At 67.6% G+C, this 14860-nt stretch carries 12 protein-coding genes and 1 CRISPR repeat array; of the genes, 5 read left to right on the top strand and 7 right to left on the bottom strand.

Annotated elements, in window-relative coordinates:
• Nucleotides 1-25 precede the first annotated feature (25 nt).
• The 5 genes from IAI54_RS20175 to IAI54_RS20155 all read left to right on the top strand — a co-directional run bounded on the left by IAI54_RS20175 (nucleotide 26) and on the right by IAI54_RS20155 (nucleotide 5028).
• Nucleotides 26-1153: a C4-dicarboxylate TRAP transporter substrate-binding protein gene (locus tag IAI54_RS20175; RefSeq protein ID WP_187968892.1), complete on the top strand. Its 1128-nt coding sequence runs from the start codon at nucleotides 26-28 to the stop codon at nucleotides 1151-1153.
• A gap of 8 nt (nucleotides 1154-1161) precedes the next feature.
• Nucleotides 1162-1722 carry a TRAP transporter small permease gene (locus tag IAI54_RS20170; RefSeq protein WP_187968891.1) on the top strand — a complete coding sequence of 187 codons (561 nt, stop codon included), beginning with the start codon at nucleotides 1162-1164 and terminating at the stop codon, nucleotides 1720-1722.
• On the top strand, nucleotides 1715-3019 hold the full coding sequence (locus tag IAI54_RS20165; protein WP_187968890.1) for a TRAP transporter large permease: 1305 nt from the start codon (nucleotides 1715-1717) through the stop codon (nucleotides 3017-3019). The genes IAI54_RS20170 and IAI54_RS20165 overlap by 8 nt, the downstream gene beginning before the upstream one ends.
• Before the next feature lie 25 nt (nucleotides 3020-3044).
• Nucleotides 3045-4226: an acetyl-CoA C-acyltransferase gene (locus IAI54_RS20160; protein WP_187968889.1), complete on the top strand. Its 1182-nt coding sequence runs from the start codon at nucleotides 3045-3047 to the stop codon at nucleotides 4224-4226.
• A 70-nt stretch (nucleotides 4227-4296) separates the two neighbouring features.
• The gene (locus IAI54_RS20155) at nucleotides 4297-5028 is read left to right on the top strand and encodes an SDR family NAD(P)-dependent oxidoreductase (RefSeq protein WP_187968888.1); all 732 of its coding nucleotides are present in this window, start codon (nucleotides 4297-4299) and stop codon (nucleotides 5026-5028) included.
• Between the two features lie 382 nt (nucleotides 5029-5410).
• A CRISPR array of direct repeats spans nucleotides 5411-8673; the repeat unit is 29 nt; unit sequence CGGATCATCCCCGCGTGTGCGGGGGACGC.
• A 99-nt stretch (nucleotides 8674-8772) separates the two neighbouring features.
• Here IAI54_RS20155 and cas2e read toward each other — a convergent pair.
• From cas2e to casA, 7 genes are read right to left on the bottom strand one after another with little or no spacing between them, the layout of a single operon-like run.
• A complete protein-coding gene (gene cas2e, locus IAI54_RS20150) occupies nucleotides 8773-9054 on the bottom strand; it encodes a type I-E CRISPR-associated endoribonuclease Cas2e (RefSeq protein WP_187968887.1) in 282 nt (93 codons plus the stop codon).
• Complete coding sequence (gene cas1e / locus IAI54_RS20145; RefSeq protein ID WP_187968886.1) at nucleotides 9051-10013, bottom strand: type I-E CRISPR-associated endonuclease Cas1e; 963 nt, start codon at nucleotides 10011-10013, stop codon at nucleotides 9051-9053. Before cas1e ends, cas2e begins: the two co-directional genes overlap by 4 nt.
• A gap of 3 nt (nucleotides 10014-10016) precedes the next feature.
• Nucleotides 10017-10769: a type I-E CRISPR-associated protein Cas6/Cse3/CasE gene (gene cas6e / locus IAI54_RS20140; RefSeq protein WP_187968885.1), complete on the bottom strand. Its 753-nt coding sequence runs from the start codon at nucleotides 10767-10769 to the stop codon at nucleotides 10017-10019.
• Nucleotides 10766-11500: a type I-E CRISPR-associated protein Cas5/CasD gene (gene cas5e / locus IAI54_RS20135; RefSeq protein WP_187968884.1), complete on the bottom strand. Its 735-nt coding sequence runs from the start codon at nucleotides 11498-11500 to the stop codon at nucleotides 10766-10768. The genes cas6e and cas5e overlap by 4 nt, the downstream gene beginning before the upstream one ends.
• Nucleotides 11500-12561 (bottom strand): type I-E CRISPR-associated protein Cas7/Cse4/CasC, encoded by a 1062-nt coding sequence (cas7e, locus tag IAI54_RS20130; protein ID WP_187968883.1) that lies wholly within the window; start codon nucleotides 12559-12561, stop codon nucleotides 11500-11502. Before cas7e ends, cas5e begins: the two co-directional genes overlap by 1 nt.
• Nucleotides 12558-13160 (bottom strand): type I-E CRISPR-associated protein Cse2/CasB, encoded by a 603-nt coding sequence (casB, locus tag IAI54_RS20125; protein ID WP_187968882.1) that lies wholly within the window; start codon nucleotides 13158-13160, stop codon nucleotides 12558-12560. The genes cas7e and casB overlap by 4 nt, the downstream gene beginning before the upstream one ends.
• Nucleotides 13161-13163: 3 nt before the next feature.
• On the bottom strand, nucleotides 13164-14837 hold the full coding sequence (gene casA / locus IAI54_RS20120) for a type I-E CRISPR-associated protein Cse1/CasA (RefSeq protein ID WP_187968881.1): 1674 nt from the start codon (nucleotides 14835-14837) through the stop codon (nucleotides 13164-13166).
• Between the last annotated feature and the right edge of the window lie 23 nt (nucleotides 14838-14860).

Here is a 14860-nt window from a genome sequence, read left to right as displayed (position 1 = left end):
GAGACGGCAAACTAGGGAGGAAAGCATGACACTGAAGAAAGCACTACTTGCCTGCACCGCCGCCGCGACGGTCGCGCTGACGGCATTGCCGGCATCCGCCGAAACGGTCCGTATCGTCATCGGTGTCGGCGAGGGATCGGCCGTCCACTACGGCGTCGAGGCCTTCACGAAGGATCTGGCCACGCGCACCAACGGCGAACTCGGCGTGCGGGTGTTCCCCTCGTCGCTGCTCGATCTGCGCCAGACCTTCGGCGGGATTCGCGACCGCGTGGTCGACGGCGGATACATGGTCCTCAACCTCTTTCCCGGCGAACTGCCGGAGGCGCAGCTTCCGATCGAACTCGCCATGCTCGGCCGCAACTCCTATGCCATGGCCGGCGCGATGAGCGAGTACATCCTGACATGCGAGCCCTGCGTGCAGGAGCGTTTCGCGGCCAACATGGTGCCGCTCGGCAATGCCTCGACCGGAACCTACGGCATCCTCGGCACCTCGCCGATGACGACGCCGGAGGAGCTGCAGGGCAAGAAGCTGCGGGCGGCGGGCGGCGCGTGGTCGCGCTGGGCGGCGGCCATGGGTGCCGTCGGCGTCAGCCTGTCGGGCAACGAGATCTTCGAAGCCGTCAGCCAGGGGACGATCGACGGGGCCATGAACGCGCCGTCGGAGCTGACCTCCATCCGGCTGATCGACGTCGCCAAGAACGTGACGACGGACATGCCGGGCGGCACGGTCCACGGTCTCGACCTGATGAGCGTCAACCGCGACTTCTGGCGCGGACTGACCGACGCGCAGCGCCGCGCCTACATGGACGCCGCCGCGCTCGCCAACGCGGCGACCACGTGGAAATTCGCCGCCGACGTGGCGTCGAACCTGAAGAAGGCCGAGGAGGCCGGCATCGCCGTCTCGAAAGCCTCGCCCGAGGCCAAGGCGAAGTCGGACGCCGCGATCGAGGCGGATCTCGCCAACATCCTTCAGATCACGACCGAGACGCACAAGATCAAGGACGCAGAGGCCAAGATCGCGCGCTTCCGCGAGCTCGTCACGAAGTGGGAAGGTCTGCTGCCGCTCGACCGTGAGTGGAGCCCCGAGGAGATCGCCGAGGTCTACCGCACGGAGATTTTCTCCAAGCTCGACGAAAAGACCTACGGTCTCTGAGGTCGCCCATGTCGACGCCCAACACCCTGGTCTCGGTCCTCGTGAAGGGCGTCGACTGGCTGCTCGTCGCGATCGGCGCGGCCGGCCTCCTCGCGATGATGCTGCACATCGGTATCGACATCCTGTCGAGCCTCCTGTTCAATGCGCCGCTCGCCATCACCTCGGCGATCGTGACGAACTACTACATGATCGCCGTCGCTTTCGTGCCGATCATGATCGCCGAGTACCGTGGCGCCCATATCGGGGTGGCGCTCGTCACCGATGCGCTGCCGGCGGTCGCGCGGCGCCGGATCGACTTCCTGGTCCAGGTCGCGATGGTAGCGGTCTATGCGCTGCTGACCCTGCAGGCGTGGGGCGAGGCGACGGACAAATATGCCGCCGGCGCCTTCGTGGTCGAGCAGACGACGCGAATCCTCATCTGGCCCGCCTACTTCATCGTGCCGCTCGCGCTGGGTGCGATGGCGCTCTTCCTGGCGCTCAAGGTGATCCTGCGCGCTCTCGGACATGAACCGCCGGCGGCGGGGCAGTACGGATCCGAACTCGTTCAGGACGAGGGGAAACATGTCTGACATCATGATCGGTGTTCTGGGCATCCTGGGCCTGCTGGTTCTGATCGCCTCGAACATGCACATCGGCATCGCGCTGATCCTCGTTTCCTATGTCGGGCTCTGGGCGCTCGTCGGCGAAGCCGCAGCCTGGGGAATGCTGCAGGTGGTGCCCTTCTCCTTCATCTCCAACTGGACGCTGAGTTCGGTGCCCATGTTCGTGCTGATGGGGTTCGTCTGCTATCACGCAAACCTCACCGGCGGTCTCTTCGACGCCGCCCGCATCTGGCTGGCCCGACTGCCCGGCGGCCTCGCCATCGCATCCGTCTTCGGATGCTCGGGTTTCGCGGCGGTGACGGGTTCCTCGGTGGCCTGCGCTGCGGCGATGGGCAAGGTCGCCGTACCGGAGATGTTGCGCCACGGCTACGATCCGAGCCTGGCGACCGGGACCGTCGCGGCAGCCGGAACCGTCGGCGCGCTCATTCCGCCCTCCATCCTGCTCATCGTGTTCGGCGTGGTCGCGCAGGTCTCGATCACCGATCTCTTCCTCGGCGGCATCGGCGCCGGTCTCGCCACGTCGGTGGCCTACGTCCTCGTCATCCTGCTGCGGGTGAAGCTCAATCCCGCGCTCGCGCCACGCGTGACCGCGTCGGCCCCGCTGTCCGAGAAGATGGCCGCCCTGCGGCAGACCCTGCCGATCATCCTCCTCGTGGTCGGCGTGCTCGGGGGTCTCTTCGGCGGCCTCTTCACGGCCACCCAGGCCGGCGCGGTCGGCGCAATTCTCTCCATCGTCGTTGCCGCGATGAAGCGCACGCTGTCCTTCGGCGTCCTGCGCAAATCTGTGGTCGAGACGCTGGTGACCTGCGGCAGCCTGTTCATCATCACCATCGGGGCATCGATGCTCACCCGCTTCCTGACGCTGTCGGGAATCGGCTGGTCGATCTCGGATGCCGTGCTGGCCTTCGACGCGGGACCGGTCGTGCTCCTGCTCGCGATCGCGGCGGTCTACCTGCTGCTCGGCATGTTTCTGGAACCGATCGGCGCAATGCTCATCACGCTGCCGATCTTCCTGCCGCTGATCCTCCAGGCCGACGTCGATCCGATCTGGTTCGGCGTCTTCGTGGCCAAGCTCCTCGAGATCGGCATGATCACGCCACCGATCGGTCTCAACGTGTTCGTCCTGAGCTCGACCGTCGGCCGGGCAGCGCCGACGGCGATCGTCTTCCGTGGCGTGTTCTGGTTCTTCGTCGCCGACATCCTGCTGCTTGCGCTGCTGATCGCCATGCCCGGCATCATCTTGTTCATCCCGAACCACTTCTGACACGTCCAGGACCAGGAATCGTCCCATGAGAGAAGCCGTCATCGTCTCGACCGCCCGCACCGGCATCGGCCGCGCCTTCCGCGGAGCGCTCAACGACACCAAGTCTCCCACGATGATGGGCCATGCCATCCGCCATGCCGTCGACCGGGCGCGCGTCGAGGGCGGAGAGATCGACGACGCCGTCATCGGCACCGTGCTTGCCGCGGGCACCGCGGGCATGAACGTCGCGCGCAACGCGGTCCTTGCCGCCGGCCTGCCGGACACCGTCGCCGCGCAAACCATCGACCGCCAGTGCGCATCCGGCCTGATGGCGATCGCCACCGCTGCCAAGCAGATCATCGTGGACGGGCAGTCGATCGTGATCGCCGGCGGCCAGGACAACATCTCCTCCGTCCAGGGGCCGTATTTCGACTGGGCGATGAAGGAGAAGGACCCGACAGTCATGCAGCACGCGCATCATGCCTACATGCCGATGCTGAAGACGGCGGAGATCGTCGCAGAACGCTACGCGATCTCGCGGCAGGCGCAGGACGAATACGCGCTGGCGTCGCAGCAGCGAACCGCCGCGGCCCAGCAGGCCGGGCGCTTCGACGCCGAGATCGTGCCCTTGGACGCGGCGATGAAAGTCAAGGACAAGGAAACCGGAGAGGTATCCGTCCAGCCCGTTCGTCTCGACCGGGACGAGGGCAACCGTCCGTCGACGACGCTGGAATCCCTCCAGGCGCTCGCCCCCGTCCTCGACGGCGGGGTCGTCACGGCGGGCAATGCCAGCCAGCTCTCCGACGGTGCCAGCGCCTGCGTTCTGATGGAGCGGCGGGAGGCCGAACGGCGCGGCCTGTCGGCAATGGGCACGTACCGCGGCATGGCGGTCGCGGGCCTCGCGCCGGAAGAGATGGGCATCGGCCCGGTCCTGGCAGTGCCGAAGCTGCTGAAGCAGCATGGGCTCAAGGTCTCGGACATCGGACTGTGGGAACTCAACGAGGCCTTCGCCTGCCAGGCCATCTACTGCCGCGACACGCTCGGCATCGACCCCGACATCTACAACGTCGATGGCGGCGGCATCTCGATCGGACACCCCTACGGGATGACCGGGAGCCGCATCGTCGGTCATGCCCTCATCGAAGGCCGGCGCCGCGGGGTCCGCTATGTCGTCGCGACCATGTGCGTGGGTGGCGGCATGGGTGCCGCGGCCCTGTTCGAACTCTAGCGGGCTCCGCCGACGCCCGACGAGAGAGGCGACGGCGGGACGGACCGCGGGCTCTGGGGAGGATACGGATATGAGCGGGTTCGACGGGCGGCATTTCGTCGTCACGGGCGGCGCAGGCGCGATCGGCAAGGCCTGCGCGCGCGATCTCCTGTCGCGCGGCGCGCAGGTCACGCTGGTCGACGTGGACGGCGAGCGTCTCCTGGCGGCCGAGCGGGACCTCGGCGGATCGAAGGACGTCACGCTCGTGACCTCGCGCATCGCCTCCGCCGCAGAGGCCGACGCGGCGCTCGGCGCGAGCGGGCGTCCCGTCCACGGGCTGATCAACATGGCGGGCCTTCTCGAACACGACGCGCTCGATCCGGCCGATCCGTCCGTCTGGGAGCGCAGCCTGGCTGCGAATCTGACCAATGCCTACCTGCTCGCGGTGGCCTACCAGAACCATCGCGATCCCGGCGTCGTCGGCCGGATCGTCATGTGCAGTTCCCTGGCCTTCCGGCGCGGCACGCCCGGACACGTCCCCTATTCCTCTCACAAGGCCGGCATCGTCGGTATGGTGCGCGCCCTCGCCCGCGAATATGCGCCGCACACGCTGGTGAACGCCGTGGCGCCGGGGCTGATCCACACGCCGATGTCGGATGCGATCGTTCGAACGCGCGGCGAGCAGTACCTCGCCACCATTCCCCTCAAGCGGTTCGGCACGCCGGAGGAGGTTTCGGCCGTCGTGACCTTCCTCTGCAGCGACGGGGCCGCCTACGTCACCGGCCAGACGATCAACGTCGACGCCGGCCTCTGGAACTCCTGAGAACGCTTCACCCCGGCGACGGGAGACGGCCCGCAGTTCAGCGGCGAAGGCCGCGGCAGTCCATGCCGGACAGGCCGCCCGGAGTCTGTCCGGGAGAAAGCCAGCGAGTTTCCGTCAGGCCGGAGAGGGCCGGGTCACGTGGCGGAGAGGGGGGGAAACGCCTACAAAAAAATTACTCGAATGATATCAATAATTTAACTGCTAGTCTCCTCGCCTCTTTGTAGCAGACCGTGTTTCGAAACTTGTGGCGTCGATGTCCTTTGCACAACCCATTTGAAGCCCTTCAGATCAATGCCGCGCCTCGATAGCAGCGAGCTAGGCATCGGAATCGTCATTGTCGGCGGTGAGCAGGGCACCTCGCGCGGACACGGTGGTTCGGTAGTGGATCATACCCGCGATTGCGGGGGACGCGGCTATTCGGACGGGGGTGAACTCGCCGGCGACGGGTCATCCCCGCGTGTGCAGGGGACGCTCGTCGAGCGTGCGGCCGCCGGGCCTGACCAGCGGATCATCCCCGCGTGTGCGGGGGACGCCTGGCCCATCGCGACGAAGCGAATGCGCAGGCCGGATCATCCCCGCGTGTGCGGGGGCCGCGGCTTGAGATTGCGGAACACCAGGTGCCGCTCCGGATCATCCCCGCGTGTGCGGGGGACGCGTCAGCTGCAGCAGCAGCTCCTCCCGCCGGTTCGGATCATCCCCGCGTGTGCGGGGGACGCGCTGTCGCCGACGATGCTGGGCGAGTTCAAGGCGGATCATCCCCGCGTGTGCGGGGGACGCAATGCCCCCGGCAGCAGGCTCTTGGTCGCGCGCGGATCATCCCCGCGTGTGCGGGGGACGCGTTGTGCTGCGCCAGGAAGGCCGCCACGACACCGGATCATCCCCGCGTGTGCGGGGACGCCAATAGTGCCGGTGCAGTCGGTGGAACAACCTCGGATCATCCCCGCGTGTGCGGGGGACGCGCCGCGGCGGTGACCGCGCGGGCCGAGTTCGACGGATCATCCCCGCGTGTGCGGGGGACGCGGTCGGTTTCGCGATGCGCTGCGGCGTTTCAGCGGATCATCCCCGCGTGTGCGGGGGACGCGAAACCGCCCTCTTCGTCGCCTGCGCCATCGGCGGATCATCCCCGCGTGTGCGGGGGACGCCTACGACAGCCAATCAACGTTCCGTCGGACAACGGATCATCCCCGCGTGTGCGGGGGACGCGGTCGGTTTCGCGATGCGCTGCGGCGTTTCAGCGGATCATCCCCGCGTGTGCGGGGGACGCGAAACCGCCCTCTTCGTCGCCTGCGCCATCGGCGGATCATCCCCGCGTGTGCGGGGGACGCCTACGACAGCCAATCAACGTTCCGTCGGACAACGGATCATCCCCGCGTGTGCGGGGGACGCCTGTCGCGCAGCGCGCCCTCATCCTCCGGCGCCGGATCATCCCCGCGTGTGCGGGGGACGCTTTTCGGCGAGTTCGGCGAACACGTCGGGAACCGGATCATCCCCGCGTGTGCGGGGGACGCTCGTTGATACCCGCCTGCGACAGGTCGCTGCCCGGATCATCCCCGCGTGTGCGGGGGACGCGCATCGGTGCGCCACCATGTCCAGAAGATCTGCGGATCATCCCCGCGTGTGCGGGGGACGCCTCGACGCCGGCGCCAAGGACGACGGGCTGACCGGATCATCCCCGCGTGTGCGGGGGACGCCCGCCCCCGCCAGAGCCGCCCACGGAGTTGACCGGATCATCCCCGCGTGTGCGGGGGACGCAACACGTCCGACGTCGTCAGCCGCGGCGAGACCGGATCATCCCCGCGTGTGCGGGGGACGCGCGAGGCCAGCCGATGCCGACGGCGCCGAAGCCGGATCATCCCCGCGTGTGCGGGGGACGCACACAAACACGCAGCCTCAGGGCGGCGACACGCGGATCATCCCCGCGTGTGCGGGGGACGCGAAATTGATCTAGATCATTCGCCGTCAAACGACGGATCATCCCCGCGTGTGCGGGGGACGCGTCGTTGCCGTGCTCGAATCCAGTTCCATGCCGGGATCATCCCGGCGTGTGCGGGGGACGCCCTGTGCCTCCGCTGGCGCCTGCCCTAGAAGGCGGATCATCCCCGCGTGTGCGGGGGACGCTGGGCCGCCCGGAGCAGCTCCAGCACGTAGACCGGATCATCCCCGCGTGTGCGGGGGACGCCCCGGTCGGCCCGCCTGAGACATGGCGGGCTGCGGATCATCCCCGCGTGTGCGGGGGACGCTCTCGAGCAGGCGTTCGGCTGGCTTCTGGAGGCGGATCATCCCCGCGTGTGCGGGGGACGCTAGCGACGCAGCTCCTCGTCGACTTCGGCGAGCGGATCATCCCCGCGTGTGCGGGGGACGCGTGGTCTCCTGCTTGCCGGAGCCCCCGAGCACCGGATCATCCCCGCGTGTGCGGGGGACGCTCGAACGGGTCCTGATTCGTCACGACGAACGGCGGATCATCCCCGCGTGTGCGGGGGACGCGAGCGGCGCACGTATCCGCGAACGGCGTAGAGCGGATCATCCCCGCGTGTGCGGGGGACGCGACCCCACGCGGACCAGGTGATCGGGTTGCCGTCGGATCATCCCCGCGTGTGCGGGGGACGCCAGAAGGCCTGCGGGACGAAGAGGTGGGGCTTCGGATCATCCCCGCGTGTGCGGGGGACGCGCGCCATCCTCGCCTATCCCATAGCCTACGCTCGGATCATCCCCGCGTGTGCGGGGGACGCGTTCTGTCAGGACATGGTTCCGCTGCACGACACGGATCATCCCCGCGTGTGCGGGGGACGCTAGATGACGCCAGAGCCGAGAATCGGAATGCCCGGATCATCCCCGCGTGTGCGGGGGACGCGGCCGCGAGGCCGATCAGGTCCGGCCCGACATGGCGGATCATCCCCGCGTGTGCGGGGGACGCCGACACCTCCAACTTACGAAAGATTGCGCCATGGATCATCCCCGCGTGTGCGGGGGACGCGGCACGGACACGAACGCATGGATTACCGAAGCCGGATCATCCCCGCGTGTGCGGGGGACGCGCATGGATACGGCATGCCCAGACGCCCGAACGCGGATCATCCCCGCGTGTGCGGGGGACGCCCCTCCTCGCCCCGCAGGGCCTGTTCGAGTGCCGGATCATCCCCGCGTGTGCGGGGGACGCCAGCATGGAGCCTATCAGACATGGCTGGATCACGGATCATCCCCGCGTGTGCGGGGGACGCACCGCCCCCCAATTTAGAGACGGATCGGTCGCCGGATCATCCCCGCGTGTGCGGGGGACGCTGTAGACGGGCGCGCGCATCAGGCTGCCTCGGCGGATCATCCCCGCGTGTGCGGGGGACGCCAGACCGATCGCGATGATGGCGACCATGATGACGGATCATCCCCGCGTGTGCGGGGGACGCAGGATCGCCGCCACTGTCGCCGGATACGGCTGCGGATCATCCCCGCGTGTGCGGGGGACGCGGACGGTGACGCGTTTCCAAGTCTCGCGACTGCGGATCATCCCCGCGTGTGCGGGGGACGCTTGCTAACGTGATCGATGATTAGACCAAACAGCGGATCATCCCCGCGTGTGCGGGGGACGCGCTGTTCCCCCGTCTCTAGCTTCGAGATGACGCGGATCATCCCCGCGTGTGCGGGGGACGCTCTTGCTGGAAGCAGCTGTTATATATGAAGATTTTTCGCGAGTGGAATACCACCGGAAAAATCACCGTTTTTTCACGATGTCGAAGAACGCGAGAATGGTCAGGCGAGCGGCGAAAACGCCACCAGCTTCAGCCCGTCGAAATCGACCGGCATGCGGCGGTTCTGCCCGAACGTCTCGAAGTCAAAGCCGGCGTCGTTGGCGGCTGCCCATGCGATAACGGCATCGCCTTCACCGATGAGGTCGGCCACCTGCCCCCGGATCATCTCGCGGGTCCGGGCAGAGTAGACCCCGGCATAGACGCCTGGACGAACCTCCAGCAACCAAACGGCCAAGCGCCCACGAAGACGCGGTGGGGCGTTATTGGTCACGACCACAATCATCCGCGCTGGCCTTCTTCACCGGATGGGGCGGGATCCTGAAAAGCGGGCTGGACAGCATCCTCGGGTGCCTCCGGCCGGGGCAGGCCACCGGCCGTCAAGACGTCCTCGATCGCCGGGATGAGGCGCGCGAGGATGTTCGACTTGCGGAAGCCGTCGCGGCACGCATGGCGCACCGCCATGTCGACAGGCCGGTCGAGCTTTCCCTTCGCATGCTGGCCCGCAACGCGGAACGCCTCGGGCACAACGGTTTCGAACTTGAAGAGATCGGCTATGTCGTAGACGAAGGACAGCGGCTTTCCCGTGTGTAGGAACCCGACGGCCGGGGCGTAGCCCGCCGCCAGCACCGCTGCTTCGGTGATGCCGTAGAGACATGAGGTGGCTGCCGAAATGCATCGGTTGGGCACATCGGAGACGTCGAAGTTACCGGGGTCGTAGTCTCGGCGTCGCCATTCGACGCCGAACTGTCGCGCCAGGCCTTGGTAGATCGTCCGCACTCTCGCGCCTTCGATCCCGCGTAGCTGGTCGACGGAGCGCCGTTCCGGGGCGGACTCGCCAAAGCGCATCTGGAACATGCGCCGCCCGATACGCAGGCGCGCATCGGGCTCGAGAGCCAGTCGGCACTGCCACAGCAGCTTGTCGGCCCTGGCGCCGCCCGGCTGGCCAGTGGAATAGAGGCGGACGCCCGCCTCGCCTACCCAGATCAACAGTGTTCCGGCGCGCGCCGCCAGCGCGACAGCGGAATGGCTGGCGCGGGTGCCGGGCTCCAGCATGATTGCCGCCAGCCCTCCGACGGGAATGACGGTGCGCACCCCGGCAGCGTCCACCAACACGAATGCACCGTCGATGACGTCGAGTTGTCCTTTCTCAACGAAGACGATCGAGGCCCGATCCTTGAGAGGGATCGGACGGGGCGGCACAGCGCCCGGCAGACCGCGACAGTCGGCTCCGCCAGAAGACATGGCTTAGCCGGTCCGCTTCAACAGCATCAGGCCGCAGCCAAAAGCCTTGGCACGGCCGAAACCGGTTGCGGTTCGGTGCAGGAAAGCCGCCGGATCGGTGATCTCGACGACGCCCGTCAAACGACTGATCCCAAGCTGAGGTCCCTTCCGCGCGGCAAGTCGCCTGCTGGAAAGGGGAACCGTCCGATAATCGGCCATCTCGGTGGCGATGGCGCGAAATCCGTTGCGGCCAGCCTGGTTGTTCCACCAGCCGCGCATCGCATCCGCGCCGGCTTCCCGCCGCAGGATCGCTCTGCCCGCGGCGGATTCCTCGCGTTCGCGCGCGATCATGGCATCCATCACCACATCCACCCGCCGGCGACCCTCCCGGCCTTTCCCGGGCTCGACCATGCGATCGACGGTCGCGTTGACGAGGAGATCGAAGGACAGCCGATCGCCTACCGCGAAGGCGGGCTGCCAAGGCTTGCTTTCGACGTGGAAGAAGGCGCACTCGGCGCGCGGCTCCGGTCCAAGGACATACCAGACGGGTTCGTCATCCTTGTCCGGCGCCCGTCGCCAGAGGAAGGCCGCCTTGTCCTGGCCCTCCCGCTCTGGCTTGCCTGCGCGCTGGATTTCGTCGGACATCAGCGTCCAAAGCAGCCGGTGCGTCGTGTCGAGCTGACGCCCGTCGTTGTCGGCCAGCAGCGTGCCCAGCAGCGGCGCGACATCAGCCGATTCCCGCTTCAGGGTCGCGCGGGTGAACCACAGCCCCGTCATGGCGCAGGGTCCTCCGCTGTCGTTTCGGCGGCGAGGCGCCATTCGGTCCGGTCGGCGAAGGTCCAGCGGATCGAGCGATCGCGCGGCTGGTCGCGGCGGCGATGCTCCGTGAAGGGGCGGTTCGCGCCGGACACGTCAGTGCGGGTTTCCAGGCTGAAGAGCGACGGACGCTCCGCAACGAGCGTGGGCATCGACGCGGCGTGTGCCGCGAACGCGTCGCGCACATCGGCTGCATCGACAATGGACGGGTTCAGCGGATGCGAAGGAGCGCAGGCGCGCCGCCCGACGGACAGGAAGAAGGCGGGTTGCCGGAAGGCTGCGGCGAGGCCGTCCAGCGTCAGTGATCCGGGGTCAGCACCCAGTCTGTAGGCTCCCTGCCACAGCGCATCCGTGCGGTAGTCGCGGCGGGTAATCGAGGTGACGACATGCTCCTTTTTCCGCAGCGCCTCCGCGCGGGTCGCGGCGCCCTTGGCCGCCTGATGCAGCGAGGCGTAGGTGTGGAAATCCGTCAGAATGGCGCCCGGTGCGATCAGCGCGGAGGCCGTCACCAGCGCGTCCGAGAGTTCCGCCTGGCTGGCCGCGTCGTCACGGCGAATGCCGAGTGCCGCCGCGGCAAGGCCGAGGAGCGCCGAACGCGTCGGCATGTCGCCGGTCTTACGCGTCGTGTTGCCCGGCGCGTCGGCGAAGCTCGCGAAAGGAGCTCGAAGCGCGATGACGAGCCATTGGGTCATCACATTCCCTCCGCCGCGAAGGTCGCTACCTGTCCGATGGTCGCCCCGGACGGGCTACCCACGTGGAGACGGATCTCGCCGTCCGCCTGGATGCCATAGCTGTCCGCGAAGCCCTGGCGCTCCTTTTCCAGCACGCGGACTGCCTCGCCAATCAGGTCCGGTCCCTTGACCGGAACCGTGAACGCGCCCGCCAGGTTGATCGGCTGGGCATCGCCCCGTTCCGCCAGGATGTATTTCGCTCGCGCGTGGTTGGCGAATGAATTGATCTTGCCGGAGGGAACGGCCATCGACGCCGCGCGCACGAGCGCTTCCAGGCCGCGCGCCGCAAGCTGGTGGTCGCCCTTCAGGTTCTCGACCAGCAGAGGCCGGTTGACGCAGACGTAGAGATAGTAGAGCCCGGCACCGAAGCCCGCCTCGCCGACGAAGCCGGCGCCCGCGTCTTCGGACTTCTCCTTAAGGTCGTCGACGGCAGTGTAGAAATCATCCTCGATCAGGACCCGGTTTACGGTGAAAGCATGCGCCACCTGCACCGCGGCGTCGCGGTTGAGATCGGCATTGTCGGCCAGCATGCGGCCGAACATCGCGATGTCGACGGCGCCGTCAGCGGACCGCATGACCAGCTTGGCGAGGTCCTTGTCCTTCGGCAGTTGCTCGCCGGCCAGCACGCGCTCGGCCAGATCGAAGGCAGCAGCCCTCTCGTCGGGGGAGACGAAGGCGAGCTGCGCGGTGCGGGCGAGTTCGGGCTTCTTCTTGTCGTCGAGCTTGCCGAAAACGGGAACGATCTGCTTGGCGATCTCGCTGGCCCTCGCGTCGTCGAGACCCTTCTCCTTCAGATGCCGGATGATCTGCTCGCCCATGCGCTGAGTCCGCTGGCCGGTGTGACCTTCCAGCGCGTCGCGAAAGGCACCGTGGGTGCGGATCGCGCGCTTGAGCGCCTGGCTGGAGATGCGCTGGCGAAGCTCGCCGCCGATGCGCGCCGTCTTGGGACGCCCGAGATCGTCGCGGTTGGGGTTCGAGATCGGATATTCGGTCAGGAGATGAAGTTGCAGGAAGCGGCTCATCGCGAAGTCTCCTCGGTCTCGGTGGCGACGGGTTGCGGAGCGGCGGCCAGATGCGGCCGGCCGAAATAGTCGAAAGTCCATTTGATGCGCGTCGCGTCGCCCCAGTTCATCAGGTCGTCGGCGAAGGCGCCAGCATTGAACTCCAGTTGGGCGGCGACCTTCATGGCGCGGCGCAGCGACGTCATGGCGTCCGCGTCGAGGCCACGGTCGAGCGCCGCCATGAGCGCCTGGAAGCGCAACGTCGAGAATGCCCGCTCCTCCGCCTTCGGCGCGCCGCCCAGCGCCTGCATGAAACGACGCGGTCCGGAATTGCCGTCCCTGCGCTCGGCCAGCAGACCGGCGATCAGCGCAAGGCGGCGATAGCGCCAGTCCGCGAAGCCGGAGAAATCGAACCCTTCGGTTTTCATGCGCAACAGGAGCATGTGAAACGCCGGTTCGAGCATCACGGCATCCGGCGATCCGGCGCGGCGCAGCGCCGCGCGCGCGCCGGCGTCGCCGGGTCGGCTCGTGTCGGGGTCGGGGTAGAGAAGGCGCCAGGCGGCGACGAGAGGCCTGCTCGCCGAAAATGTCTGATCTTCCCTGCGAACGGGCATCGCCATGGGTCAGGCTCCTTCCAGTGGCGCGGTGGCGGCGACGGCGCCGCCTTTTGTGCGGACAGGCTGGGCAATGCCGAGAGCCACCGCGAGTTTCGCACGCTCGGTAAGGCCGCCGAAGAGCTGGCCATAGGCCCTGGTGATCCGGTCTGCGTCCTTCACGTCGGCGCCGGGAAGCAGGTCGGTCGCGTGTTCGTCGAAGATGGCGAGCGCCGCGCGCCGGATCGTTCTCAGCCAGTCGAGCGCCAAACCGTTGGCCCGTTCGGCGTCGATGCCGTCGTCGGCGATGGACTGCAGGGCTTCATGGAAGGCCTGTTCGGTGCGCTCGTAGAATGCGTCCGTCGCCTCCGCGAAGGGGCCAGCATCGGTGGACTTCGCCTGGCCGCCGAACAGCGCCTCGTTCAGGGCGGAGCGCAGCAGGCGCATAGCGGCGTCGGCAGCGTCTGCGAACCTTCGGGCGGTCTCGGCGATCTCTCTCCCCCGGTCTTCGCCGCCGTTCGCAGGCAGGTGAAGGGGCTGAACCGACTCGAAAAAGCGCTCGGCTTCCATGTTGTTCATCGCCCAGCCCGCGGCGAGAAGGCGAATGCCGAACCCGAACCTGCGGATGTCCCGACCGCGTGACTGAAGTGCTTTCACCACCTTCGCGGGATCAGCCCGGTCGGCGCGTTCGTCGCGCCCGACCGTGACGGCTACCCAGTCGCGATACCCGAAGCGGCCAGGCTTGGGCTTCACCGTGTAGGGCGTCTCGTCCTTGTTTTGCCGGTAGGGCGTCGTCGGGTGCGTCCACACCGAATAGTTCGTGCCCCATGGCTTCTGGACGAATCCCGTGACGAGCGGACCATGCCGGCCGGTGAGCGAACAGAGGCCTTCGCCGTCGGCCACGAGGCGGATGCGGCGCGGCATGCCAAAGAAGGCCTGCGCGGGATGAGCGGCTGGGTCCTTTTCGGCAACGTCGCGAGGCGGCTTCCCATCGGAGGTGATCGTGGGGTTCAGCCAGGGCAGGGCCCGCCCGATCGCGTCATCTTCCAGCCAGCCGTCCGCGCCCCCGAAGAGCGGAACCAGATTGAGAAGGAGGAGCCGCTTCAGCGGGGCCGGGCCACCGTTCCGCGTCGGCAGCACCAGCGTGGTCATCGGGCCACCCCCGCGCATCGAAGTTCGATTTCCCCTACCTCCAGGTGGGGCGAACTGTTGCATTGCGTAGAGCGTGATCGCCGCCGCGGGCAGCCCCAGCGCCGGGAACCGGTCACGATGCGTCATCAAGTCGGCGTTTTTCTCCCGACCGTTTGCGCCGGGCGTGTCGATGAAGAGCGATTCGACCGCGTTCGGCTCGCCTCCGAATGGCTCCAGATCCTGGCAGAAGCGCGGCCCCTCGCCCTCGGCGTCGCCGAACAGGTTGAAGAAAGGTGCCAGCCAGTTGATTCCATCTCCGACGGCCGCGGCGCCGCGATCGTCCCAGATCGCACGCCAATCCTTTTCATCGGTCGGGCGATGGATGAGCGCGAGAATGCCGATGGCGAATTCGGCGCTGGCCACGTTCAGGTCGCCGCGCGGCCAGTCGAACCCGACGGGGTGGTCGCCGCTCTCATCGAGAAGTTCGGCGAACGAAGCCCAGCGCCGCAAGCCGGAAACTCCGACCACCGGGAAGACCGGATCGGTAAGCATGTTGAGGTTGGGACTGGTCACGCAATCCTCCCGCGAATCGACGC

The organism is Aquibium microcysteis, from assembly GCF_014495845.1.
GTDB classification, from domain to species: Bacteria; Pseudomonadota; Alphaproteobacteria; order Rhizobiales; family Rhizobiaceae; genus Aquibium; species Aquibium microcysteis.
Note: the sequence above shows the minus strand (reverse complement) of the source record. Positions and strands in the feature narration are given on the sequence as shown.

Excerpts from the sequence above, each read along its gene's own strand:
- IAI54_RS20175 (WP_187968892.1), top strand. The coding sequence starts at position 26 with ATGACACTGAAGAAAGCACTACTTGCCTGCACCGCCGCCGCGACGGTC.
- IAI54_RS20170 (WP_187968891.1), top strand. The coding sequence starts at position 1,162 with ATGTCGACGCCCAACACCCTGGTCTCGGTCCTCGTGAAGGGCGTCGAC.
- IAI54_RS20165 (WP_187968890.1), top strand. The coding sequence starts at position 1,715 with ATGTCTGACATCATGATCGGTGTTCTGGGCATCCTGGGCCTGCTGGTT.
- IAI54_RS20160 (WP_187968889.1), top strand. The coding sequence starts at position 3,045 with ATGAGAGAAGCCGTCATCGTCTCGACCGCCCGCACCGGCATCGGCCGC.
- IAI54_RS20155 (WP_187968888.1), top strand. The coding sequence starts at position 4,297 with ATGAGCGGGTTCGACGGGCGGCATTTCGTCGTCACGGGCGGCGCAGGC.
- cas2e (WP_187968887.1), bottom strand. The coding sequence starts at position 9,054 with ATGATTGTGGTCGTGACCAATAACGCCCCACCGCGTCTTCGTGGGCGC.
- cas1e (WP_187968886.1), bottom strand. The coding sequence starts at position 10,013 with ATGTCTTCTGGCGGAGCCGACTGTCGCGGTCTGCCGGGCGCTGTGCCG.
- cas6e (WP_187968885.1), bottom strand. The coding sequence starts at position 10,769 with ATGACGGGGCTGTGGTTCACCCGCGCGACCCTGAAGCGGGAATCGGCT.
- cas5e (WP_187968884.1), bottom strand. The coding sequence starts at position 11,500 with ATGACCCAATGGCTCGTCATCGCGCTTCGAGCTCCTTTCGCGAGCTTC.
- cas7e (WP_187968883.1), bottom strand. The coding sequence starts at position 12,561 with ATGAGCCGCTTCCTGCAACTTCATCTCCTGACCGAATATCCGATCTCG.
- casB (WP_187968882.1), bottom strand. The coding sequence starts at position 13,160 with ATGGCGATGCCCGTTCGCAGGGAAGATCAGACATTTTCGGCGAGCAGG.